Origin of the sequence: Paenibacillus selenitireducens (genome assembly GCF_002021565.1) — a bacterium.
GTDB classification, from domain to species: domain Bacteria; phylum Bacillota; class Bacilli; order Paenibacillales; family Paenibacillaceae; genus Paenibacillus_K; species Paenibacillus_K selenitireducens.
In genome coordinates, this window is sequence record NZ_MSZX01000001.1 from 774,415 (window position 1) to 797,839 (window position 23,425).

At 44.1% G+C, this 23,425-nt stretch carries 25 protein-coding genes and 1 other annotated feature; of the genes, 22 read left to right on the top strand and 3 right to left on the bottom strand.

Annotation, left to right across the window (positions count from 1 at the left end; all coding sequences use genetic code 11):
- The first annotated feature begins 30 nt into the window (after positions 1-30).
- Both BVG16_RS03605 and BVG16_RS03610 read left to right on the top strand, forming a co-directional pair.
- Positions 31-747, top strand: a complete 717-nt coding sequence (locus BVG16_RS03605; RefSeq protein WP_078497143.1) for a response regulator transcription factor — start codon at positions 31-33, stop codon at positions 745-747.
- A gap of 1 nt (position 748) precedes the next feature.
- Complete coding sequence (locus tag BVG16_RS03610) at positions 749-2,179, top strand: HAMP domain-containing sensor histidine kinase (protein WP_198957407.1); 1,431 nt, start codon at positions 749-751, stop codon at positions 2,177-2,179.
- A 146-nt stretch (positions 2,180-2,325) separates the two neighbouring features.
- Here the strand turns inward: BVG16_RS03610 and serA are convergent, their stop codons facing one another.
- Complete coding sequence (gene serA, locus BVG16_RS03615) at positions 2,326-3,915, bottom strand: phosphoglycerate dehydrogenase (protein ID WP_078497144.1); 1,590 nt, start codon at positions 3,913-3,915, stop codon at positions 2,326-2,328.
- 66 nt (positions 3,916-3,981) lie between these two features.
- Positions 3,982-4,210, bottom strand: a binding site (T-box leader).
- 187 nt (positions 4,211-4,397) lie between these two features.
- Positions 4,398-5,312, bottom strand: a complete 915-nt coding sequence (locus BVG16_RS03620; protein WP_078497145.1) for a hypothetical protein — start codon at positions 5,310-5,312, stop codon at positions 4,398-4,400.
- Between the two features lie 68 nt (positions 5,313-5,380).
- Here BVG16_RS03620 and BVG16_RS03625 point away from each other — a divergent pair, with 68 nt between their 5' ends.
- Together BVG16_RS03625 and BVG16_RS03635 are read left to right on the top strand one after the other, a co-directional pair.
- Positions 5,381-5,971: a type II CAAX endopeptidase family protein gene (locus tag BVG16_RS03625; protein WP_078497146.1), complete on the top strand. Its 591-nt coding sequence runs from the start codon at positions 5,381-5,383 to the stop codon at positions 5,969-5,971.
- Positions 5,972-6,247: 276 nt separating this feature from the next.
- On the top strand, positions 6,248-7,099 hold the full coding sequence (locus tag BVG16_RS03635) for a metallophosphoesterase (protein ID WP_078497148.1): 852 nt from the start codon (positions 6,248-6,250) through the stop codon (positions 7,097-7,099).
- 24 nt (positions 7,100-7,123) lie between these two features.
- Here BVG16_RS03635 and BVG16_RS03640 read toward each other — a convergent pair whose 3' ends face one another.
- Positions 7,124-7,993: a polysaccharide deacetylase family protein gene (locus tag BVG16_RS03640; protein ID WP_078497149.1), complete on the bottom strand. Its 870-nt coding sequence runs from the start codon at positions 7,991-7,993 to the stop codon at positions 7,124-7,126.
- Positions 7,994-8,087: 94 nt separating this feature from the next.
- Here BVG16_RS03640 and BVG16_RS03645 point away from each other — a divergent pair, with 94 nt between their 5' ends.
- The 18 genes from BVG16_RS03645 to BVG16_RS03730 all read left to right on the top strand — a co-directional run bounded on the left by BVG16_RS03645 (position 8,088) and on the right by BVG16_RS03730 (position 23,404).
- Entirely contained in the window at positions 8,088-8,537 is a 450-nt protein-coding gene (locus tag BVG16_RS03645) for a hypothetical protein (RefSeq protein ID WP_078497150.1), read from the top strand.
- Between the two features lie 185 nt (positions 8,538-8,722).
- Complete coding sequence (locus BVG16_RS03650) at positions 8,723-9,742, top strand: FecCD family ABC transporter permease (RefSeq protein ID WP_078497288.1); 1,020 nt, start codon at positions 8,723-8,725, stop codon at positions 9,740-9,742.
- Positions 9,742-10,764 carry a FecCD family ABC transporter permease gene (locus BVG16_RS03655; RefSeq protein WP_078497151.1) on the top strand — a complete coding sequence of 341 codons (1,023 nt, stop codon included), beginning with the start codon at positions 9,742-9,744 and terminating at the stop codon, positions 10,762-10,764. The genes BVG16_RS03650 and BVG16_RS03655 overlap by 1 nt, the downstream gene beginning before the upstream one ends.
- Before the next feature lie 205 nt (positions 10,765-10,969).
- A complete protein-coding gene (locus BVG16_RS03660) occupies positions 10,970-11,584 on the top strand; it encodes a genetic competence negative regulator (protein ID WP_078497152.1) in 615 nt (204 codons plus the stop codon).
- A gap of 65 nt (positions 11,585-11,649) precedes the next feature.
- Entirely contained in the window at positions 11,650-12,342 is a 693-nt protein-coding gene (gene prsW / locus BVG16_RS03665; protein ID WP_078497153.1) for a glutamic-type intramembrane protease PrsW, read from the top strand.
- 44 nt (positions 12,343-12,386) lie between these two features.
- The gene (locus BVG16_RS33060; RefSeq protein WP_198957408.1) at positions 12,387-12,536 is read left to right on the top strand and encodes a hypothetical protein; all 150 of its coding nucleotides are present in this window, start codon (positions 12,387-12,389) and stop codon (positions 12,534-12,536) included.
- 83 nt (positions 12,537-12,619) lie between these two features.
- Entirely contained in the window at positions 12,620-13,981 is a 1,362-nt protein-coding gene (ypeB, locus tag BVG16_RS03670) for a germination protein YpeB (RefSeq protein WP_078497154.1), read from the top strand.
- Between the two features lie 165 nt (positions 13,982-14,146).
- Positions 14,147-14,800, top strand: a complete 654-nt coding sequence (locus BVG16_RS03675) for a flagellar brake protein (protein WP_078497155.1) — start codon at positions 14,147-14,149, stop codon at positions 14,798-14,800.
- A gap of 395 nt (positions 14,801-15,195) precedes the next feature.
- A complete protein-coding gene (gene cmk / locus BVG16_RS03685; protein ID WP_408635285.1) occupies positions 15,196-15,897 on the top strand; it encodes a (d)CMP kinase in 702 nt (233 codons plus the stop codon).
- A gap of 3 nt (positions 15,898-15,900) precedes the next feature.
- A complete protein-coding gene (locus BVG16_RS03690; protein ID WP_078497158.1) occupies positions 15,901-16,473 on the top strand; it encodes a lysophospholipid acyltransferase family protein in 573 nt (190 codons plus the stop codon).
- 108 nt (positions 16,474-16,581) lie between these two features.
- On the top strand, positions 16,582-17,814 hold the full coding sequence (gene rpsA, locus BVG16_RS03695; RefSeq protein ID WP_078497159.1) for a 30S ribosomal protein S1: 1,233 nt from the start codon (positions 16,582-16,584) through the stop codon (positions 17,812-17,814).
- A 29-nt stretch (positions 17,815-17,843) separates the two neighbouring features.
- Positions 17,844-18,890: a type 2 isopentenyl-diphosphate Delta-isomerase gene (fni, locus tag BVG16_RS03700; RefSeq protein ID WP_078497160.1), complete on the top strand. Its 1,047-nt coding sequence runs from the start codon at positions 17,844-17,846 to the stop codon at positions 18,888-18,890.
- Positions 18,891-18,932: 42 nt separating this feature from the next.
- Positions 18,933-19,571, top strand: coding sequence for a YphA family membrane protein (locus tag BVG16_RS03705; protein WP_078497161.1), 639 nt, complete (start codon positions 18,933-18,935; stop codon positions 19,569-19,571).
- A 38-nt stretch (positions 19,572-19,609) separates the two neighbouring features.
- On the top strand, positions 19,610-20,932 hold the full coding sequence (gene der / locus BVG16_RS03710) for a ribosome biogenesis GTPase Der (RefSeq protein WP_078497162.1): 1,323 nt from the start codon (positions 19,610-19,612) through the stop codon (positions 20,930-20,932).
- 26 nt (positions 20,933-20,958) lie between these two features.
- The gene (gene plsY, locus BVG16_RS03715; RefSeq protein WP_078497163.1) at positions 20,959-21,573 is read left to right on the top strand and encodes a glycerol-3-phosphate 1-O-acyltransferase PlsY; all 615 of its coding nucleotides are present in this window, start codon (positions 20,959-20,961) and stop codon (positions 21,571-21,573) included.
- On the top strand, positions 21,566-22,609 hold the full coding sequence (locus BVG16_RS03720) for an NAD(P)H-dependent glycerol-3-phosphate dehydrogenase (protein ID WP_078497164.1): 1,044 nt from the start codon (positions 21,566-21,568) through the stop codon (positions 22,607-22,609). The genes plsY and BVG16_RS03720 overlap by 8 nt, the downstream gene beginning before the upstream one ends.
- A gap of 79 nt (positions 22,610-22,688) precedes the next feature.
- The gene (locus BVG16_RS03725) at positions 22,689-22,967 is read left to right on the top strand and encodes a stage VI sporulation protein F (protein ID WP_078497165.1); all 279 of its coding nucleotides are present in this window, start codon (positions 22,689-22,691) and stop codon (positions 22,965-22,967) included.
- 134 nt (positions 22,968-23,101) lie between these two features.
- Positions 23,102-23,404: a 2Fe-2S iron-sulfur cluster-binding protein gene (locus BVG16_RS03730; RefSeq protein WP_078497166.1), complete on the top strand. Its 303-nt coding sequence runs from the start codon at positions 23,102-23,104 to the stop codon at positions 23,402-23,404.
- The last annotated feature ends 21 nt before the right edge of the window (positions 23,405-23,425 follow it).

A 23,425-nucleotide genomic window follows, 5' to 3' on the forward strand; every position in this document is an offset into this window, starting at 1 on the left:
ATATACATAAATTGTTGGAGGGGTAACCGAATGACGGACCAATTGAATCGTATTTTGGTAGTTGATGATGAAGAACGGATTCGCAGGCTGTTGAAAATGTATTTAGAAAAAGAAGGCTATACGATCGAAGAAGCGGAAGACGGGGAGACAGCATTGCAAAAATCCCTGGAGACGGACTTTGACCTGATATTGCTGGATGTAATGCTACCGGGGATTGATGGCGTCGAAGTATGTACGCGTCTTCGTCAATCGAAGGCGACGCCAGTCATCATGCTGACTGCTAAAGGAGAGGAGATTAACCGTGTGCAAGGCTTTGAGGTAGGAGCGGATGATTATGTCGTGAAGCCTTTTAGCCCGCGTGAGGTGATCTATCGTGTGAAAGCTATTCTTCGCCGTTCATCTGCGACTGCTTTCTTATCGAAAGAATCCAATTCAAGCAATAATATTGTTTTCCCGCACTTGTTAATTGAACATGATGCACATCGTGTAACAGCGGGTGGGCAAGAAGTCGGCTTAACACCCAAAGAATACGAACTACTTCATTATTTAGCCGTATCGCCGGATAAGGTATTTTCCCGTGAAGAATTGTTGAAGGATGTATGGAATTATGAATTCTTCGGCGATTTGCGTACCGTAGATACCCATGTCAAACGCTTGCGTGAGAAATTAAACAAAGTCTCGCCGGAATCCGCCATGATGATCACGACGGTATGGGGTGTAGGCTACAAACTCGAGGTGCCTAAATAACGTGGTGTTATGGAAAAGCGTCGTTGGTAAGCTATGGATGACCATTATTGGTCTGGTTGCGCTGATTATCAGTATTCTTGGCTTATTCTTACTTAATTATATTGATGTCTATCACTTCAGGAATTCTTATGATATTAAGCGGTTGTTCATCTATACGGGGATCGTCGGGTTTTCATTGACGACGATCTTTGCGCTGTTCTTGTTTTACAAAATCACGCAGCCCCTTCGCCTATTGAAGAAAGCAGCAGATACCATCCGTAAAGGGGATTATAATGCACGTGTGCAGAATATTCGTTCTTCGGATGAAATCGGGGAGTTAGCGCAGACCTTTAACCATATGGCGCAAGAAATGCAAGAGACGATCCAAGAAGTCAATCATGAGAAGGAGCATTTGTCTAGCATATTGCGCAGTATGACAGATGCGGTCATCACTTTTGATGCGGACGGCAAAGTACTTTCAGCGAACCCGCCGGGAGAAGGGGTTCTGAACGATTGGAACGATATTTCCTGGCTCGAGAGCCGAGAAGAGGCAAATCCATCCTTCCAAGTACCAGAACCGCTCTACGCACTGTTTCAGACCGTGCTGGAGAGTCGAAGCGACTTATCAACCAAGGTCCATGTTCAACAAGGGGTATATTCGGTGGTTATGGCGCCGTTATACTCATCAGATACGGTTCGTGGTGCGGTCGCAGTTCTACGTAATGTGACAGAAGAAGTGAAGCTGGAGAAGCTTCGCAAAGACTTTGTCGCGAATGTCTCCCACGAGATTCGCACGCCATTATCCATGCTGCAGGGTTACAGCGAAGCTTTACTGGATGACATTGTATCGTCGCCCGAAGAACGCCGTGAGCTCGTACAAGTTATCCATGATGAATCCCTGCGAATGGGGAGGCTCGTGAAAGATTTATTGGATCTCGCGCGTATGGAGGCGGGGCATATGGGAATGAAACAGGATCACATCCAATTAGAGCAATTACTTCAACGCGTGTATCGGAAGTTCTCCGTCTTGGCCAAAGAACGGGATCTACAGCTAACGATGGATATTCCAGAGGAGCCCATGGATCTCAAAGATGCGGATGAAGATCGGTTGGAACAGGTGTTAACTAATTTGCTGGACAATGCGTTCCGACACACGGGGCCTGGCTTAGAAGTACGATTGTCAGCGGAGCATGTCCAGACGGAGAAGGGGAAGTTTCTTGTTTTGAAGGTTGCGGATAAGGGACAAGGGATTCCAAGCGAAGATATACCCTTCATCTTCGAACGGTTCTATAAAGCCGATAAAGCTCGTAAAAGAGAAACAAATGGTGGAACAGGTCTAGGTTTGGCGATCGTGAAAAACATTGTGGAAGCGCACCATGCGACAATTTCTGTTCACAGTATGTTAGGTCAAGGAACGACGTTCACGCTAACGTTTCCTGTCGAAATGAACTGAGTAACGTCTAACACTCTCATCCTGAGAGTGTTTTTTTTGTGTATTTTGCAGAAGGAACGAGATAAATCTTGTTGTACGTGGAACAAAATAAAACCCTCCATTGCCACAGTGCGGCGCATGGAGGGTTTTTGTCATCGCGTGAAAGGTTAGATTAAGTCGATTTCGCGTGCTTTTACAATGCCGTTGACTTTCAGCATTTGTTGGAACACATCATGCGGTACGACACGATCTACGGATAGTACCATGATCGCATCGGCACCAGCTGCTGAACGGCTAACTTGCATGGTAGCAATATTCACATCGTTATTGCCAAGCAACGATCCCACATTACCGATCATACCCGGTTTGTCTGTATGCGCGATGAGCAAGATATTGCCTTCTGGTGCGACATCGACGGTAAAACGATCGATTTGTACGATACGCTCGCCATATCCATTCAACAATGTACCGGCAACCGTACGTTGTTCGTTTTTCGTCTTTAATGTCACTTGGAGTAAATTTGTAAAACCTTTTGTTGCAGCAGATTTCTCAATCGTAATATTGACATCGCGAGATTTCGCGAGATGCATCGAGTTAATAATGTTCACGTCAGATCCCAAATGGTGGGACAGCACGCCTTTGATAATATAACGTGTTAAAGGCTGTGTATCAAAATCAGACAATTCGCCTGAATATTTAACGGTAATTTCTTGAACGGGTTCTTCAACCATTTGCGAGACGAAAACGCCAAGTTGCTCACCAAGCTTGAAGTAAGGCTGCAGCTTGTTCAATACGTTAGCAGGTACATGCGGCATGTTCACGGCATTCTTGAACGGCTCATTACGCAAAATCAATAGAACTTGTTCAGAAACGTCGACAGCGACGTTTTCTTGAGCTTCAATGGTCGAAGCGCCCAAATGCGGTGTAACCACAATTTTCGGATGATTCAAGAACGGATGGTCTGCACGTGGCGGTTCTTCTTCAAATACGTCGAATGCGGCACCAGCTACAATCCCTTGATCAATGGCCTCTACAAGCGCTAATTCATCGACCAGGCCTCCGCGAGCACAGTTCACGATGCGCATGCCTTTTTTCATGACTTCGAATTGCGGTCTCGAAATCATATGGCGTGTTTCAGGTGTTAATGGCGTGTGCAAGGTCATGAAGTCAGCTGTACGAATGATTTCGTCAACGGATGCAAGTTTTACTTGCAATTTCTCTGCGCGCTCTTCCGTGAGGAATGGATCGTAAGCGAGAATGTCCATCCCGAAAGCTTTGGCACGTTTGGCAACTTCACTACCGATACGACCCATGCCAAGCACGCCTAAAGTTTTGTTGCGCAGTTCGACACCTAGGAACGATTTACGATCCCAAACGCCTTGGACCGTCTTCATATGCGCTTGCGGAATGTGGCGGGATAAAGCCATCATCATAGCAAAAGCATGCTCACATGTCGTAATCGTGTTGCCATCCGGTGCATTGATGACAATGACACCACGTTTCGTTGCCGCTTCTAAATCGATGTTGTCGACGCCGACACCAGCGCGACCTACGACTTTGAGGTTGGTTGCAGCTTCCAAGATACGAGCGGTTACGCGAGTTTGACTACGTACTAGGAGTGCATCATAGTCAGCGATAATCGCCACCAATTCATCTTCACTAAGTCCTGTTTTCTTTTCAACCGTAATGTCGGCAGCATCAACCAATTGCTGGATCCCCATGTCACTAATCGGGTCTGATACTAATACTTTGTACATTTTTTGTTATCCTCCCTTAATGTGGTCTAAAAAATAAAAACTCCCAATCCGCATACTACCTCCGTAGTAAGGGACGAGAGTTTAATTCGTGGTGCCACCCTAATTCGTTGCTGCATGACAAGCAACCTCAATCGGTCTAAAGACCAAGAACGATAACGGATTCGGCCGATCGCACCTACTAGAAATTCAGTGCAATAACTCAGGACTGCTGAACCAGCTTGTCTTCACCGTCGATTTCCACCAACCATCGACTCTCTGTAGGTTTCACAAGTGTTCGTTCCATCAATGTATTTCACAACAATTTATTTCCAATAATGTATCATCATGAACTGGAAAATGTCAATAGATGTTCATGATGATACATATCTTGTTCACACAATTTTCAAAAATGGTAAATTGTGTTGGTCTACCGAATGGGCCTTTAGGCTAACTTGAATAATGGGTTGAATTTCGATATGATTGCAGGTATTAGCTATGTGCGATTACTCATAGAAAAAAGGCAATTGTGGCAGTGTTTCTTTGCTATACATCCGGTTTTTGTTTCGAATAAATTCATTGGTCTTGATGGCATCTGTACTATGTAATAACGCAACTAACTGGCTGATGCTTTTCATATTAAGTTGACTGGCTTGACCGTTGTTTATCATTTGATCCACTTTGGCAACGGTGTCTTGCGGATAATACGGCTGATACATCCGTTTTTCGTATAAGATCGACGTAATGATTGCATTTTTGACGGCAAGCGGGAATGTTTTCCACTCGGTGATCGTCAGGTTCGGTTGATAATTGACTTGCTTCGGAATATTCGGCTGTACGCTATTGCTCCAATTGAGAACCGCATCATACAGTTGATCCTGCGCAAGTAACGTGAGTTTCACGGCATTTTGGATATACTCGTCTTTGTTCAGTTGTTCCGGTATAAGCGTACTCGGCAAGGTATTCGCCTTGCTTATAAAATTGGAGGTACCAGTACTGAATAGCTTAAGCCCCTTGAGATAATTTGTCTGCGCTTCTTGTAAGAGTGGTGACGAGCCGGGAACCGATACCGAGTTCGCCTGATCGTATTGCTGCTGCGCTAGCTTGCTCAATGATTTGACGATTGCAGCATTATCGTTGGTGGCATCTCCGGAGCTCAGTTTGTCCATACTTGCGAACCATGCTATTTGAAAATCGCGATACGGAAGAAGAACAGTGTGATAAAATGACACTAGATCTTGTTGGGGGTACGTACCGACACGATTTTCTTGCCTCGCAGCTACTAACTTAGCCTCGCTCTTTGATTCGGCTCGATCTGTTCCGACCTTATAGCCGTAGAAGAAGGCGCCCACTGCACAGATCAGCATGAAGATAAATCCTAGGCTAAAAAATAAATAGATTTTAAAAGGTCGTTTTTCCATGTGCTCAAATGCTCCTTCATTACTTTAAGTTTAATTAGAATACTATACTTAGAACAGGCAGGACAACGATGAAAAAAATCAATTTTAAACGATTCAAACTCCGACAAGTATCTGCAGCCGAGCTGAACGATCGTCTATTACTCATCAATTTGTATATCACCCAAGGTCTTACTCTTATTATCGGTTTGTTATGGGTTATTTTTCAGAGACGAAATCCATTAACCTTATTTCAATGGCCAGAAGGGTTTGAATTTATCTATTGGGCGGTTGGGCTATCTGTTCTTGTTCTATCTGCTGATTTATTAATGGGGCGATTTGTCCCAGAAGAGGCCATGGATGACGGCGGAATTAACGATATGTTGTTTCGAAAAAGACCGATCTGGCATATTGTTGTTATTTCGGCGATCGTCGCTATTTGTGAGGAATTGTTGTTCCGGGGAGCCATACAATATGCCTTCGGACCTTACTGGACGAGTATTTTGTTCGCGGTGATTCATGTCCGTTATTTGCGGCATTGGGTACCTACGGGAATCGTCTTTGCAATCAGCTATGGGCTAGGTTTTATTTACATCCAGACAGGGACCTTATGGGCGCCAATTATCACGCATTTTATTGTCGATTTAGTCTTGGGTCTCATCATACGTTTTCGGAGGGATTAAGAGTTTCATGAGTAAGCAGTTAAGTCGCATCGAAACATACGGACGAAAAAGGACGCGAGGTACGAAGCATCAAGAAGAACATCAGGAACATGAGGAACTCGAAACCTCAAAGAATCTCGAAAAACTTCCTTCGCGCACGCAACTGCATCCTTCTCGTGGTATATTAACACGAATTTTTTATAATACATTAATGGTGCTTTTCATATTACTGCTCTTAGGTTTGTTATATTGGGGCCGGCATTATACTTCATAAAGGGAAATTAGGGGGAAGAACGCATGCTATGGGGTATCATTGCGGTTATCATGGGTTGTGTCATTTTCATGTTCGTTCGAATGTACTGGGAAGCGAAGAACACGATGATTCAAGTGGAACATCTCTACCATGAGCGTCTTCCCGAGAGCTGGGATCATACTTCGATATTATTCATTAGCGATATTCATCGTCGAACGATTTCGGAGAATTGGATCAAGGAGCTAACTTTCACGCATACAGATATTGAATTGGTGCTTGTTGGCGGAGATTATACAGAACGCGGCGTTCCATTAGAACGTGTACGACACAATATGAAGTTGTTGCGAAGTGTTGCTCCCGTCTACGCGGTTCATGGGAACCATGATTACAATGCGGATTACAGGGAAGTGGATATCGTGCTCCGGGAGTGCGGTGTCCATCTACTGGATAATGAAGCGGTATGGTTAGAAAAAGAGGATGCAGGCGTTTGGCTGGCTGGCGTAGATGACGTACTCACAGAACGTGCCAAGCTTCGCGTCGCACTCTCCGAACCCAACCTGCAGCCGGCTTTTACCATGCTTCTCGTGCATGACCCAAGCATCGTGCAGCAATTGCATGATGAGCGCATTCATCTCATGTTTGCGGGACATACGCACGGAGGACAATTCCGGTTACCGTGGATTGGGCCGTTGGTCTCAAGTGGAATTTACCGGCGGTATTCTTACGGGACTTATGAACTGGACCGGACGGCAATGGATGCAAGCGAAGGGGGAACAAAAATTTTTATCAGCCGCGGCATGGGAACCTCCCATATCCCTCTGCGTTTATTTTGCCCAGCAGAAGTTCACATTATCAAACTTCATTCGAAGAAAAAGCAATCCAGCGCTCCTGCATAAGGGAGAGTCGGATTGCTTTTTTTCTCACTTTAAGCTCTTGTCAAAATCTATGGCGCGTGGATCAACGAAGCTATAGCCTTTCTCCTCCAGTTTGGTTAACAACTCATCGAGTGCCTCAACCGTCCATGGAAGTTCGTGCATAAGGATATTGCTGCCAGGATGAAGCTGCTCTAGAACGTTTTTGATAACGGCATCCGGTTTGTTCTTATTCTTAGAATCCCAATCTAAGGACCCATTGGACCAAGTCATGAAGAGCATACCTTGTTCTTTGACCACCTTCCTTACGGTATCATTGCCAATGCCAAATGGGGGGCGGAAAAACTTGGGCGATTCTCCAATAGTCTTCTTGACGATCGCTTGAACATCTTCGATTTGCTGCTTAATTTTAGAGTCCGATTCCTTCTTTAAATTGATATGGTCCCAACTATGGTTTCCGATGATTTGATCGCGTTCATGAATCAGTTGAAGCAATTCGGGATGGCTTTTAACGCGGTAACCGTTTACAAAGAAAATAGCTTTTGCATGGTGTTTGTCCAAGGTATCGATTAATCCATTGATCATCTTCGCTTCTTTGGGTCCATCGTCAAAAGTTAACAACACCACTTTTTTTTCGGTTGTATCGTCATTGGGAACAATATTGTAGACCTTGTTCATATGATAAGTCTTTTCAATGGTTTCGGCTGTTGAAGATTCCATGGGTTCGACTTGCGTCGTATTTGTCGTCCGATCTTGTTCAGGATGAGATGAATCCGCGATTTGTTCAGGTACGGATGGAGTTACGTTAGAAGTTGTTGTTGTAGGGGATGGAGATGATTCCGCTTGTTTCTGACCACAGGCAGTCATGCTAACCACCAGCGTCAGGGTAATCAGCAAGGTAATGATTGAATTTTTCATATGTATTCGCTCCATTTCCTTATTTTAAAGCGCATGAGTTTTGGTGTGAGGGTCACACTATGTATGATTTTATCATATAAAGGAGGTTTTCGTCGTGAAGATGACAGGATTTTTACTTGGCGGTATGCTTGGTGCTGCAGCTGCTGTGTATTTCAGTAACAACAAGCAGGCCATGTTAGCTAAAGCGGGTGAAATGGGCCAATCCATGAATGGGTGGATGGGTAAGGCAAAAGACAAAGTCATCGAAGTGACCTTGAGTCCAGCTTTAAAAGATGATGCCCAAGCAACCAGCTCAACAAGCACCAGCAGTACCGCAAATTCCACGCAAAGCGCTGGAGCAGGTACAGTATCATCCGCACCAACGGCTACATCGAATGCGTTCATGAATAACCCTGCATTTGCTGCAGAATTTGGTTCTGATCAGGCCTCCAGTTCCGCAGGTGCAAGCTCCACTGGAACGCAGTTAAAGGATCTCATTAATAAATCCGCTTCCGTAAAGCGCGAGGTTGATGCGATTCTCAAAGAAAACAACACTTCCTTATAATATGATTAAAATTAGAATCATTATCCACAATGAACAGTCATTGTGTGATGTGATTCTTTTTTTATTGAGATCTTTATTTACTTTTTCATTGACACATTTTATCGATAATGATAATCTTTCTCAATGTAATATATGGAATATAGAATGACGTTCATGAGTAGGAGGAACTTGAGTTGAATAAGGAAATGGTGACCGATGATCACAGAGCAAAACGTCCCGTTGCGGGCGTGCTCATCATTGTAGGTGGTTTAATACTATTAGCCCTTGGATTTATTTTGTCCATCGCTGTAGGGGCTGTCGATATTCGTTTCAGTACGGTAATTGAAGCGATCTTTCAATTTCATCCTGATGTAACACAGCATCAGATTATTCGGGAATTGCGCTTGCCGCGTTCTACGGCTGCTGTATTGGTTGGTGCGGCCCTTGCGGTATCAGGGGCGATCATGCAAGGAATGACACGAAATCCGCTTGCTGATCCCGGAATCTTAGGGATAAATGCGGGTGCTGGATTCATGCTGGCAATTTGCTTTGCCTTTTTCCCAGGACTTTCCTTTAACTATATTATTCTGTTCTCCTTCGCAGGCGCTGCCATCAGTACGGTTCTTGTCTATACATTGGGTTCCGCAGGGAAAGGCGGTATGAGTCCTGTTCGCTTAGCGATTGTGGGCGCAGCAATATCAGCGCTGCTCATCGCTTTGAGTGATGGCATCGCGCTGTATTTCCAAATTGCCCAAGATCTTGCTTTTTGGTCTGCAGGAGGAATCGCAGGGACGAAATGGTCGCAAGTACATATTTTATTGCCTTGGATCATTGCTGGCCTGATTGGGGCTATGATGTTATCGAGATATATAACCGTATTAAGTCTTGGCGAAGATGTTGCGAGAGGATTAGGCCAACGTACGGGGACGATTAAATTGCTGGGTTCGATACTCGTTCTTATTCTTGCAGGCGCATCCGTATCTGTCGTCGGGGCTGTAGGTTTCGTAGGTCTAATTATACCTCATATAGTCAGATCTCTTGTTGGCGTGGATTACCGCTGGATTATTCCTTGCTCGGCAATCCTTGGCGGTTTGTTAATGGTCTTAGCAGACATTGGAGGCCGAATGATTAATCCTCCTTATGAGACACCGATCGGAGCGCTTATTGCGTTGATCGGCGTTCCATTTTTCTTATACTTGGCACGAAAAGGAGGTAAAGGATTATAATGGCACAACATCTTCGCGGGCAACGCAAAAAATTACGTTTTACAAGTATCGTTGTCATTCTTTCTGTCCTTGTGGTACTTATGTTTATTGTAAGCATGAACACCGGCTTTATCCGGTTGGCTCCTTTAGATGTCATAAAAACTTTATTCGGTGGAGGTACGTCGAAACAACATCTAATCTTGTTTGATTTCCGTCTACCGCGCATCGTGATTGCCATTCTCGTGGGAGCGGGTCTTGCAACGGCAGGTGCCATTCTACAAGGCGTCTCGAAGAATGGGTTAGCGGATCCGGGTATACTCGGGATTAACGCAGGCGCTGGTCTAGCCGTTATTCTATTTATTTCATATTATCCGTCCAAGGAGACGGCTCCTGTATTTATGATTCCTGTACTTGCCTTGCTAGGTGCTGGGTTGACCGCATTTATCATCTACATTTTAGCGTACAAGAAGAACGAAGGGATATCGCCGATTCGTCTGATTTTAGTAGGTATCGCGGTGGCGGCGGGCGTATATGCCCTCACGCTCGTGCTTACCATCCGCTTAAGTCCCGAGAACTTTCAATTCGTCGCTACTTGGTTAGCGGGCAATATATGGGGAACGAACTGGAAATTCGTGTTGGCGTTGCTGCCTTGGATTATGGTACTAATTCCGTTCAGCATGTATAAATCCAAAGTACTCAATGTGATGAACTTAGGGGATCATGTTGCAACAGGACTTGGCGCTTCATTGAAGAAAGAACAATTTTGGTTAATTCTTACGGCGGTTGGATTAGCGGGTTCCTGTGTGGCTGTCGGTGGAGGCATCGGGTTTCTGGGGTTAATTGGTCCACATTTGGCTCGGAGACTTGTCGGTCCGCAACATCAATACATGCTGCCGGTATCCGCACTGCTAGGTTCTCTTTTGCTCGTTACGGCAGATGCCATAGCGAGAACAATTCTTCAACCTACTGAAATCCCAGTTGGAATCGTCGTCGCCGTCATCGGCGCTCCTTATTTTTTATTTTTATTAGTCAAAACGAAGTAAATAGTGTATTATTGTTTGACTTAAAATGTATATTTTATATAGTGCAAACGAGGAAATTTAGTGTTACCATGTAAACTGAGGGCAAATGTCAGCACATATTATATGTAATTTCATACCCTGTTATAACCGACGGTTTCAAGGTATAATGGGATTCATAAACACTTTATATGATCTGAATTACATGATGATTAAGGAGGATCCTGTCATGAAAATAGAGCGCCTTAGTACCAATAAGATACGGATTTTCCTTACGTTCGATGACCTATCTGAGCGCGGAATCCAGAAAGAAGATATGTGGCGAGAAATACCTAAAGTACATGAATTATTCAGCGAAATGATGGATCAAGCCTATACGGAGTTGGGATTTGATCCGACGGGCCCGCTCGCAGTTGAAGTATTTGCTCTGCCTGCTCAAGGGATGGTCGTTATCGTAACGCGTGGTAAATATGATGTTCCATCGATAGGTGTTAATTTGGAAGATGAGTTGGATGAAGAAGTCTACGAAATGGAAGTTACTTTAGAACAAAGCGATACAATTATGTACGCTTTTTCGGATTTTGAACATTTAATTGAACTGGCACATCTAATCGCACCGCTTGTAGATGAGGATGGCAAACTTTATTACTACAAAGACCGCTATATCCTGCATCTCGAATCCAAAGATTTAGAACAAGGGACGTTTAATTCTCTTATTGCTTTGCTTGCCGAATATGGGGAAGCAACTTCTGTGACACTTGCTGTTCTTGACGAGTACGCTAAAGTCGTGATGCCGGAGCATGCGATTAGTACGATTGTTACACATTTTGCGCCTCAAAATTAAAGCGTTGAACACGGATGTCTAAGAAGTCCATTTGGCTCGGTAAAACATGTTAGGAGGAATATTCGGTGCCTTTGTTATCGGTTCTCACGGCAGCAATTGCGCCGGGTATCGCATTGCTTGTTTACTTTTATTTGAAAGATCGATATGATAGTGAGCCCGTCTCCATGGTTGTCAAAATATTTTTACTCGGTTTTCTCATTGTATTGCCCATTATGATCATTCAACATGGGATACAACTGTGGCTCGGCGACAATCCTTATTTATTTTCGTTCGGTATTTCTGCGGGCGTGGAGGAAGCCGTTAAATGGTTCGTGATCTATCATATTGTCTATAATCATACAGAATTTGATGAGCCTTACGACGGCATCTTATATGCGGTAGCTGTATCCCTTGGATTTGCTACCGTCGAGAATGTTCTTTATGCGTGGTATAGCCATGCTACCTTCGGATCTCTATTGATTCGTGCTTTGCTGCCTGTTTCTGGACATGCCTTATTCGGTGTCATGATGGGGTACTATTTCGGAAAAGCAAAGTTCTCGGAAGGAAACCGGAAGTCGCGTTATCTGATTTATTCGCTCGTGATTCCTTTGTTCTGGCACGGTATTTATGACTTTATCATGTTAACTGTCAAGACCTATTGGATTTGGTATATCGTACCGATCATGGTTTATTTATGGTACCGTGGCATGATGAATGTACAGAGCGCGAACGCACGTTCACCTTTCCGTCTATTAAAACGTGAAGAAATCAAAGATTAAATCATAACTTTCCCGGCTATACTTCTTAATGAGGTGGTGGTCGGATGAGAGTGAAAGTGAAAATCCGTTGCAAACAATGCGGAGAAAAGTTTGTGTTACGAGGAAAGAAAGAACGCGGTCGCGTAGAGACAGGTTTCAAGCAGTGTCTTTGCAATAATACGCATGAATTTGAGGTTGAAGAAGACCGTTATTAGGGCGATGTTTCGGGAAATGCATAAAGCTTCCTTTTTTGAATCAAACTAACTTCAGTTTGTAAGAGAAAGGAGCCGTTTGTACGATGTATAAGCGTATTAGTGCAGTGTTATTTCCGATCGTCGCCCTATTTTTAGTTGGGACAGTCATTTGGGGATATCAAGAGCACAAGACCAAGAATTCCATTTTGTTAAAGGCAGAAAATCAGTACCAAAGAGCATTTCACGATTTGTCCTATCATGTGGAGAAGTTACATACAGAGTTAGGGAACACATTAGCCGTTAACTCTGCATCACAGGGGATGCATCGGAAGAGTCTTGTGAACGTATGGCGATTAACGAGTGAAGCACAGAGTGAGATCAACCAGCTGCCGTTAACTCTGTTGCCCGTTAGCAAGACGGAAGATTTCTTAACCCATATCTCGAATTTCTCCTACAAGACAGCGGTTCGAGATTTGACGAAACAGCCTCTCTCGCCGGATGAGATGAAAACGTTGAAAACATTGTATGAGAATTCAAAAGGAATTTCGTCCGATCTTCAGAAAGTACAAGAGGCATCGCTGTCCAACCAGTTAAAGTGGACAGATGTGGAGCAAGCCATGGCTTCTGAAGGTCAAGGCAACGACAATACCATTGTGGATGGGTTTAGAAATGTGGATAAAAAGGTCGGTGCTTACCCCGAAATCAACTGGGGACCTGCTGTAGCAAGTGTGTACAGTAAACGATCTGTGAAGATGCTGAGTGGTAATAATGCCACACCTGAAGAAATTAAGAAAAAAGCCACTGAATTTTTTGGCGATCACAAAATCGTCGATGTGAAGGTCGTTGAGAACGGAGCGAAAACTGAATATGCTTCCTACTCAGCCATCGGAAAGCGCAAAAGCTCGAATTCCACGGTCCATTTGGATTATACGAAGCGCGGCGGTCATTTGATACGCTTTATGGATACGCGTAATATCGGAAAAAAAGCTATTTCCCAGGAAAAGGCGCTAGCAGAAGCAAAAAAATTCTTGGAGATGCACAAATATCCTTCCATGGAGCCTGTCAGCTATGACGAGTATGACAATATTGGCAGCTTTATCTTCGTTCGCAAAGAGAACGGCATTCTCATTTATCCGGAACGTCTGATTGTTCGGATTGCACTGGATAATGGGGAAGTAACAGGGATTGAGGCCAGTGACTTCGAATATAAAAAGCACAAAACGATCAAAACGGATACGAAGCCGAAATTGACCGAAGCGCAAGCCAAAAAAATGTTGAATCCCGGCCTGAAGGAAAAATATCATCGCTTAGCCATTATCGAAAACGATCTTGGTGAACCGACTTTATGTTACGAGTTCGTTGGTGATATGAACGGTACGTCGTATCGTATTTATGTAAATGCATCGACGGGCATGGAAGAGAACATTGAAGAGCTAAAAGGGACAAAACAGAAAAGTCCAGCATGATATGTGAAGTTTGGAATGGGAAGCCTTTCGACAAAATGGTCGAAGGGCTTTTTGCTTTGTTCAAAACGCTAAGGTAATCTATCACTTGGTATGATATAATACTGCTAGATTTCGAACATTTGGCGAAATTTTCATATTGAAAATTGAATACGGTAGGTGATTTGATTGTTACCTAAAGTGAGTGACCTTGTGTACTTGCAAGTTGCTTCTTCAGATGAGTATGAGGCAAATCGGGAATATAAATCTCGAATTGCAGAGATGGATGATAACAATTTGTATATTGAAATACCCTTAGACGAGAAGACAGGTCGCTACAAGCCGCTACATTTCGGAGATGAGCTGTCTGTTTATTTTGTTGCTGAAGGCGGCATCAAAAACTATTTTAATTCTTATGTGTGCGGTTTTCGAGATGAAGTGGTTCGGATGGTCGCTATTAAAATGCCTGCAGAAGAATCGATTACGAAAATTCAACGCCGAAATTATCTTCGTGTTGCAGCCGAATTAGAAATGGCTGTGAAATTAATGGATCAGGTTCGCTTTATTGCACTAACCGAAGATGTAAGCGGTGGTGGGTTGTCATTCCGTTGTGACGGCAAATGGCACTTAAAGCCGGGTCAGGAAATTTCTTGTTGGTTATTGCTGCATTATCGTAACGGGTCGGTGGAACATTCCCATTTCCATGCTGAAGCGGTTCGGGTGAAAGCCTTGGAGAATGGCAAGCAACAAGTAATGATGAAGTTTAGTAAAATTAGCGATACCGAGCAGCAGAAGATCATTCGGTATTGTTTTGAAAGACAATTCGAAATACGCAAGCATTAGCCGAATATTTCAACTCAAGATGGGTATACTAGCCACCAATTCATATTGGGGGCGAGCTTTATGCGTAACGACAAAGATTCGAGAACGGAATCCTACATTCACATGTTTCTCATTTTTTCGAATCGAATAGAGAGATATATGAAGTTCATTCTGTATGTCTGTTGCTGTCTCTTAATTGTGAGTCAAATTGCACTGCGAATCCCTTGGATTCGGGGGATAATCTCTCATGTGGATAAGCTCGAAGGTGTGCCGATATCAACAGAAATGAAATCAAAAAAATAGGTTTTCTAGTCGATTATTTTTGCATCCGCCCTTTATGTGTGGTATAATTTTCACGTCGCAGGCAACGCCTGCTTTTTTCTTGAGGAATGCTTGCTTTGAGGAGGAACACCCTGTTGGATAATCATCAACGAGGCAGATTAGACAAAATCAATATTGCAATTGACGGACCTGCAGGGGCGGGGAAAAGTACGGTAGCTCGTAAGGTAGCCAAAGAATTGACATACGTATATGTTGATACGGGCGCTATGTATCGTGCTGTGACGTGGTTTATGTTGGGCCACGATATTTCGTCAGATGAAACAGATCGAGTTATTCACGCGATGCGTGAGTTACATATTGAATTGATTCCTGGTGAAGAATGTCAACAGGTCATTGTTAATGGAGAAGATGTGACTGATTATATTCGTGCAAATCACATCAGCAAGAACGTGTCCAGCTATGCAAAAATTGGTCCGCTTCGTACGAAACTTGTCGAGATGCAGCGCAACATAGCAAGCAGTAAGGGTGTTGTGATGGATGGGCGGGATATCGGTACGCATGTGTTGCCGCAGGCGGAACTGAAAATTTTTCTTACTGCGAGTGTGGAAGAAAGAGCAATCCGTAGATATCAAGAAATTAAGGATAACCAACAAGTTACCTTAGAACAGCTGATGCATGATATTGCTGAACGGGACCGTCAAGATGAACAGCGTGAAATTTCTCCGCTTGTCTGCGCAGAAGATGCGATTCGTTTGGACACAACCTCCATGAACATTGAAGAAGTTGTGAATCAAATTATTTCCTACTGCAGAACCATAACGGATGGAGCGAAGTAAACTATGTTGTATTCTTTTTGTCGAGCCCTCTTACGAGGTATATATGGATTATTGTTTAGACTTGAGGCAAAAGGGATAGAGAATGTTCCAGATGAAGGCGGCGTGTTGTTGTGCTCCAATCACGTGAGTTTGTTCGATCCTCCTACCGTGGGAATCAAGCTCGAACGTAAGGTACACTTCATGGCAAAGATGGAATTATTCAAAATTCCGGGTTTTGGGTGGTTGATCCGCGAACTAGGTGCCTTTCCTGTGAAAAGAAGTGGTGTCAGTAAAGAATCTATCAAAAATTCACTCAAGATTTTACGGGATGGAAAAGTAATGGGGATTTTCCCAGAGGGCTCGCGCAATTCGGACGGGGCTGGGAAGAAAGGTGCAGCTAGTTTTGCACTTCGCAGCGGAGCAGCTGTTGTACCTGTTGCAATTATTGGGAATTATAAATTGTTTCGTAAAATGAAAGTAGTATACGGGAAGCCAATCGATATTGCACCATTCCAGGAAGAACCGACGACTGCCGTTGATTTATTGACGGACGAGATTATGTCGAAGATCCAAGAACTGAAGCAGCAATCTCAGTAAACGAATGCATGAAATTTCAATTTGGAAAGATACTACAATTTAGTGGTTTTGAACTCTGCCGTATGGTGGGTTTAAATAAATGGGGTTTTGAATTGAGGAGGTATTACAATGTCGGAAGAAACAAATGTTGAATCTGTGGAAAACCAAGCAACACTTGACAACATCGTATCCATCAAAAAAGGAGATACTGTCAAAGGAACGATTGTTAAAATTGAGGATAACCAAGCCATTGTTAGCTTTGGATATAAATATGATGGTATTATCCCGATCCGTGAGTTATCTTCATTACAAGTAGAAAATGCTGCGGATGCGGTACAAATTGGCCAAGAAGTGGAGTGTAGAGTCGTGACTATTGATGATCAAAATGAAAAAATGGTACTTTCCAAGCGTCAAATCGACAATGAAAATGCTTGGGAGCAATTGCAAGCGAAATTAGACAGCGGTGAAGTTTTTGAAGTCGCTGTTGCAGATGTAGTAAAAGGTGGTCTAGTTGTTGATGTAGGAACGCGCGGTTTCATTCCTGCTTCGATGGTAGAGCGTCATTTCGTTGAAGATTTCAGCGATTACAAAGGTAAAACATTGCGCGTGAAAGTAAAAGAATTGGATCGCGAGAACAACAAAGTGATCTTGTCTCAAAAAGACGTTCTGGATCAAGAATTCGAAGCGAACAAATCTGCTATCATTGCAAATCTTCAAGAAGGTCAAGAGATCGATGGTACAGTACAACGTTTGACACAATTCGGTGCATTCGTTGATATCGGTGGCGTAGACGGTCTTGTTCACGTATCTGAATTAGCTTGGTCTCATGTTGAGAAACCAGCTGACGTGGTTCAAGAAGGTCAAAGCGTTCGCGTAAAAGTATTGAAAGTGGATCCAGCTAACGGCAAAATCAGCTTGAGTATTAAAGCTGCTCAACCAGGTCCTTGGGATACAGCTGCAGGTCAATTCAACATTGGCGATATCGTTACAGGTACAGTGAAACGTCTTGTAAACTTCGGCGCATTCGTTGAAATCGCTGCTGGGGTTGAAGGACTTGTGCATATTTCTCAAATCGCACACCGTCATATCGGTACTCCTCATGAAGTATTGAAAGAAGGACAAAGCGTTCAAGTGAAAATCTTGGATCTTAACGTTGCTGAGAAACGTGTAAGCTTGAGCATCAAAGAAACAGAAGAAGCTCCAGCAGAAGCACCTAAATCAGAAAAAGCTCCAAGATCTTCTTCCAGAGCGCCACGCGAAGAAATCAAATTGAACAACCCGAACGTATCGCTTAGCAACGAAGGCATGAGCTTCTCCCTAGCAGAGAAATTCGGCGACAAACTAAGCAAATTCAAAAACTAGACATCAGTTTATACGGGAGGAATGGAGAGATGCGTGTTTCGCGCAAGGTGGAGCATCTGCAGCATGCGCTGCAAATTGGCCAAAGCGGAGAACACGGACTTTCGGATATCCGTTTTGTGCACCAGTGTTTACCTGAGCAATCTCTCTCTTCCGTGTCACTCGAAACGTACATCGGCGAGCTCAATTTGAGTTCGCCGATTGTTATTAATGCGATGACTGGAGGAGCGGCTGAGACGGAAGAAATCAATCGCGAGCTCGCGATTGCCGCAAGAGAGACGGGGATTGCGATGGCAGTCGGTTCGCAAATGTCCGCATTACGGCATCCGGAAGTACGTTCAAGCTATACCATTGTTCGAGAAATGAACCCCACAGGAATTGTCTTCGGTAATCTTGGCAGTGAAGCAACAGTAGACCAAGCACAACAAGCTGTGGAAATGCTGCAAGCGAATGCACTGCAAATTCATCTGAACCCCATGCAAGAATTAATTATGCCAGAAGGCGATCGTGATTTTCGCGGTGTATTGGATCGTATCGCACGCATTGTACACGCTGTATCTGTCCCTGTTATTGTCAAAGAAGTTGGATTTGGGATTACGGGAGAAGCGGCTCGACGCCTGCGTGAAATTGGTGTGAGTATCGTTGATGTAGGCGGCTTCGGCGGAACGAATTTTGCAGCCATTGAGAATGAGAGACGGGAAGAGTCGCTCGCTTGGCTCAATGATTGGGGAATCCCGACAAGTTGTTCTCTATTAGACGTACAAAAGAGTTGCGCCCCTGCACATATTATGGCTTCAGGCGGTATTCGCAATGCTTTGGATATTTGTAAAGCGCTTGCTATTGGTGCTGGAGCTGCAGGATTAGCAGGTATATTCTTGAAAACGTTGAAAACACAAGGTACATCAGCGGTCATTCAACAAATCAATACCCTGCATGCACATATCAAGTTGATCATGACCGGCGTTGGTGCAGCTACAATTGAAGAATTATGGCGCGTCCCATTCATTATTGGCGGTGAAACTGCTCACTGGTGTTATGCCCGCGGCATTGACATTACCGAATTTGCTCAGAGAAAGTAAGATTAAAAACCATCCGATTGACAGATAATAGGAGCAGTTGAGGTGATCCTATTGAATGCGGGTACAATCGCGATATTAGTGTATTTGATTGTCCTTATATTAATTGTTAGCGGTTGGAAAGAAGTTTTTATGAAATCTCTGTCTTATCGAGCATGTTTATTATTTATGTTAGGCTGGCTAATATGTGTATTTATGAACCTGCAGATCACGCCTAACATTCGATTGAATGCAGGCATCGTGGTATTGCTCAGCAGTGCGCTTCTATGTTTTTTTCAGATTCAGGTGTGGTATCGCAAATTATATGTACTGACGGTTACTGTATTAATTGGTACGGTGTATGCCTTATTCGGGCATTTCGTGAGGATGGACCCTATATTTATATGGGTTTCGCCCGTGTGGGATCCCGTCATTGTAGCTACCTTGTGCGTGTTGCTTGCCGTTCAATCCATAGAAGAGCAAATGGTTGTGATCACGATAGCTTTTCTACTTGGGGACGGATTGTTACAATGGATATCAGGAGGTCATCATGTTATTTCACTCGGCACGGCTGGGTGGTATGACCAATGGTGGTTAGCGATCGTTGTTGCTCGTTTAAGCGCATGGTGCTGGGAGTCGGCGATGATTGTGGGGAAGCAAACGGCAGGTTTTGTATATAGACGAGTAAAGAGTTGGAAGAAGTAATGACAGAATGTGAGTCAAGGTATAGGAGGAAATAGATTATGTCTAGACCAGTTGTGGCCATTGTTGGACGTCCTAACGTCGGCAAGTCAACGATCTTTAACCGGATTATCGGGGATCGTCTGGCCATTGTTGAAGACAAGCCAGGGATCACGCGTGATCGGATCTACGGGACGGCAGAATGGAATGGGATTCCCTTTAGTGTTATCGATACGGGCGGAATTGAAATTGATGGCGAAGATGCTATCTTAAAGTCCATCCGTATGCAAGCGGAGCTTGCGATTGAAGAAGCTGACGTGATCGTCTTCATGTGTGAAGCGAAGAGCGGTCTTACGAACGCAGATGAAGAAGTAGCTCAAATTCTCTTCCGCTCCGGCAAGCCAGTCGTTGTTGCGGTTAATAAAGTCGATAATTTAAGCCGCATGGATGAGATTTATGAATTTTACAGCTTAGGTTTCGGCGATCCGATTGCAATGTCGGGTTCCCACGGTACAGGTGTAGGTGATCTGTTGGATGCTGTTACGGTATTGCTGCCTGAAAAGGAAGAAGAACATTACGACGAAGACGTGATCAAAGTAGCGTTGATCGGTAGACCGAATGTTGGGAAATCGTCGCTTGTCAATGCGATTCTTGGCGAAGAACGTGTTATTGTTAGTGATATTGCGGGAACAACGCGAGATGCGATTGATACGCCGTTTGAACGCGATGGACAGAAGTATGTATTGATTGATACAGCCGGGATGCGTAAGCGCGGTAAAGTTTATGAAACCACTGAGAAATACAGTGTGATGCGTGCGATCAAAGCGATTGAACGGGCCGATGTCGTTCTCGTTGTCGTAAATGGCGAGGAAGGGATTATCGAGCAGGATAAGCATATCGCAGGATATGCGCATGATGCGGGTAAAGCCTCTTTATTCGTGGTGAATAAATGGGATGTCGTCGAGAAAGACGACAAAACGATGCAACAATTTACGCAGAAGATTCGTGACCATTTCTTGTTCATGACATACAGTCCGATTGTATACTTATCTGCAAAAACGAAGCAGCGTCTGCAGAAGCTATTGCCAGTCGTTCAACATGTCTCTGAACAGCATGCACTTCGGATTCAGACACATATCCTGAATGACATCGTATCCGATGCGGTTGCGATTAATCCGCCACCAACGGATAAAGGGCGTAGAATGCGGATTAACTATGCTACACAAGTGGCTGTAAAGCCGCCTACGATGGTTATTTTCGTAAATGATCCGGAGTTAATGCATTTCTCCTATGAGCGTTATTTAGAGAATAAGATTCGAGCCGCATTTAACTTTGAAGGAACGCCGATTCGTATCTTTACACGCCGCAAAACGGATAAAGATTAGGGGAACAAAGGAAGGAGAACCGAACCGTGGTTCTAGCGATTATCTCAATAATTCTAAGTTATTTAATCGGTGCCATTAGCTTTAGCTTTATTATTGCGAAATGGTTAAAAGGTATCGATATACGGCAACATGGCAGTGGAAATGCAGGGGCAACGAATACGCTTCGGGTTCTGGGAAAAGGACCAGGGATTTGTGTTCTGCTGCTGGATATGGGTAAAGGGATTCTAGCCGTATGGGTAGGGAAATGGATGGGCGACATCTCCGTGTGGATCCCTGTGATCTGTGGTATCGCAGCGATTGTAGGGCATAACTGGCCTGTGTATTTCCATTTCAAAGGCGGCAAAGGAATTGCGACGACCATCGGTGTCATGGCTACATTGGCATTTTTGCCGTCGTTATTTGCAGGTATTATAGCTATCATTGTGATTGCGTTAACAAGATACGTATCACTAGGTTCATTAATTCTATCGGCTGCTCTGCCGATTCTCATCCTCATTATGAACCGACCGTATGAAATATTATGGGCGAGCTTGCTCTTGTGCGTTTTCGCATTTGTGAGACATCGCACGAACATTGTGAAGATTGTACAAGGAAAAGAGAACAAGCTCGGCGCGAAGAAAGGGGAAAGACGCGTTGTCTAAAAAGGTAGCTGTTCTCGTCGCTGGAAGCTGGGGGACTGCATTAGCGAGTGTTCTTGCAGATAACGAACATGAAGTGATGTTATGGTCTCGTAATGCACAGCAGGTGGCACAAATGAATGAAGATCATCGGAATGAGAAGTATTTGCCAGGTGTGGACTTGTCGCCAAGAATTCATGCAACGACTTCGATGGAGGATGCCGTTAGAGGGGCGTGTGCCATTCTTATCGTGGCTCCGTCCAGCGCGATGCGTGAAGTAACGAGAGAATTGAAGTTATATCGTGATCCAGCGTCTCTCGTGATTCATGCAACAAAAGGCTTTGAGACCGAATCTCTAAAACGGATGTCGATCGTGATCGCGGAAGAATTGGATTGTGACGCTTCTCAAATCGTTGCCCTTTCAGGACCGAGTCATGCCGAAGAAGTGGTTCGTCGTTGTCCGACGACTGTAGTTGTTGCATCGGCTGATTTGGCGGCAGCAGAAGAAGCACAAGATTTATTCATTAATTCTTTTTTCCGCGTCTACACAAATCCCGATGTTCTTGGCGTGGAGTTATCCGGAGCTCTTAAGAATATTATCGCATTAGGCGCCGGTCTTTCCGACGGTTTAGGTTATGGTGATAATGCCAAAGCGGCACTGCTTACGAGAGGGTTAGCTGAGATTGCTCGTCTGGGCCTAGAAATGGGTGCGAACCCCATGACCTTTGCCGGACTAGCAGGAGTCGGCGATTTAGTCGTAACATGTACAAGTCAGCATAGTCGGAATTGGCGTGCAGGATCTATGATCGGTAAGGGACAAACGGTGGAGACGGTTCTACAAGAAATGGGTATGGTTGTTGAAGGGATACGGACGACCAAAGCAGCTTATGCCCTTGCTCGAGAATATAATGTCGTCATGCCGATTACAGATCAACTATACCAAGTACTCTTCGAGAATAAAGCAGGCAAGCAGGCCGTTGAAGCGTTAATGGGGCGTGTTCGTACGCATGAAATCGAGGAAATTGCGCAGACGCAGAAAGAAGATTGGCTTAGAAACTAAGTTAGATCCTCGATCAGCCTACACCAAGGACCTCAAGCCCTCATATGATGTGTAGAAGTCACGTCAGAGGAGGGTAATCATGGCTAACGATAACGTATCGAAAAATGTTCTAAAGACGGTGAACCAGAAGACCGGGAAACATATATCTGAAAATCAGATTAAAAAGCTTGCAAGCAATGTGAAGCCTACTACGATGCAAAGCGAATCTCAACTGCGGGATCTCATTAAGCAAGTTTCGAGCATGTCTAAAATCCCGGTATCTGAATCCACCGTCAATGACATTATTAAAGCCGTTAAGGGTAGCGGCGCTAGCATGAGCAATATAGAATCCATCATGAAGATGCTAACGAAAAAATAGCAGTTTGAAGGTTCAAAGAACAAAAGCGGACTCTACTTCCCAAGAGTCATCTTTTGTTCTTTTTTTTGGAGTGATATAATGTTAGTTAGTCTATAGGATAGAAGAATATGACAGCAGAGAAGAGGGGGGCTATTATGGGACAAAGTATACAGTTAAAGGGCAGAACGATAGCCAAAGAAGTTGAGATCGAATTAGGGAAATCGATTCTCGATATGGCCGTCAAACACGGTGTGGATTGGGGATTCTCTTGTACACGGGGAACCTGTGCGCGATGCCGCTGCTTCATTGAGTCAGGAGCAGAATTTCTGGAAGCACCAACAGATGCGGAATATAATCGTTTAGATGAGGAAGAAATCGAAGCTGGTTACCGCTTAGGTTGTCAAGCGATCGTAAAGGTAGAAGGATCTGTCGTAGCTATCAACAAAACATATTTCTAGATAACAAGAAAGAGGACAAGT

What these genes read in the sequence shown, in the direction of transcription:
- BVG16_RS03605 (WP_078497143.1), top strand. Translation starts at nt 31, where the DNA reads ATGACGGACCAATTGAATCGTATTTTGGTAGTTGATGATGAAGAACGG.
- serA (WP_078497144.1), bottom strand. Translation starts at nt 3,915, where the DNA reads ATGTACAAAGTATTAGTATCAGACCCGATTAGTGACATGGGGATCCAG.
- BVG16_RS03620 (WP_078497145.1), bottom strand. Translation starts at nt 5,312, where the DNA reads ATGGAAAAACGACCTTTTAAAATCTATTTATTTTTTAGCCTAGGATTT.
- BVG16_RS03625 (WP_078497146.1), top strand. Translation starts at nt 5,381, where the DNA reads ATGAAAAAAATCAATTTTAAACGATTCAAACTCCGACAAGTATCTGCA.
- BVG16_RS03635 (WP_078497148.1), top strand. Translation starts at nt 6,248, where the DNA reads ATGCTATGGGGTATCATTGCGGTTATCATGGGTTGTGTCATTTTCATG.
- BVG16_RS03640 (WP_078497149.1), bottom strand. Translation starts at nt 7,993, where the DNA reads ATGAAAAATTCAATCATTACCTTGCTGATTACCCTGACGCTGGTGGTT.
- BVG16_RS03650 (WP_078497288.1), top strand. Translation starts at nt 8,723, where the DNA reads ATGGTGACCGATGATCACAGAGCAAAACGTCCCGTTGCGGGCGTGCTC.
- BVG16_RS03655 (WP_078497151.1), top strand. Translation starts at nt 9,742, where the DNA reads ATGGCACAACATCTTCGCGGGCAACGCAAAAAATTACGTTTTACAAGT.
- BVG16_RS03660 (WP_078497152.1), top strand. Translation starts at nt 10,970, where the DNA reads ATGAAAATAGAGCGCCTTAGTACCAATAAGATACGGATTTTCCTTACG.
- BVG16_RS33060 (WP_198957408.1), top strand. Translation starts at nt 12,387, where the DNA reads ATGAGAGTGAAAGTGAAAATCCGTTGCAAACAATGCGGAGAAAAGTTT.
- ypeB (WP_078497154.1), top strand. Translation starts at nt 12,620, where the DNA reads ATGTATAAGCGTATTAGTGCAGTGTTATTTCCGATCGTCGCCCTATTT.
- BVG16_RS03690 (WP_078497158.1), top strand. Translation starts at nt 15,901, where the DNA reads ATGTTGTATTCTTTTTGTCGAGCCCTCTTACGAGGTATATATGGATTA.
- rpsA (WP_078497159.1), top strand. Translation starts at nt 16,582, where the DNA reads ATGTCGGAAGAAACAAATGTTGAATCTGTGGAAAACCAAGCAACACTT.
- fni (WP_078497160.1), top strand. Translation starts at nt 17,844, where the DNA reads ATGCGTGTTTCGCGCAAGGTGGAGCATCTGCAGCATGCGCTGCAAATT.
- der (WP_078497162.1), top strand. Translation starts at nt 19,610, where the DNA reads ATGTCTAGACCAGTTGTGGCCATTGTTGGACGTCCTAACGTCGGCAAG.
- BVG16_RS03725 (WP_078497165.1), top strand. Translation starts at nt 22,689, where the DNA reads ATGGCTAACGATAACGTATCGAAAAATGTTCTAAAGACGGTGAACCAG.
- BVG16_RS03730 (WP_078497166.1), top strand. Translation starts at nt 23,102, where the DNA reads ATGGGACAAAGTATACAGTTAAAGGGCAGAACGATAGCCAAAGAAGTT.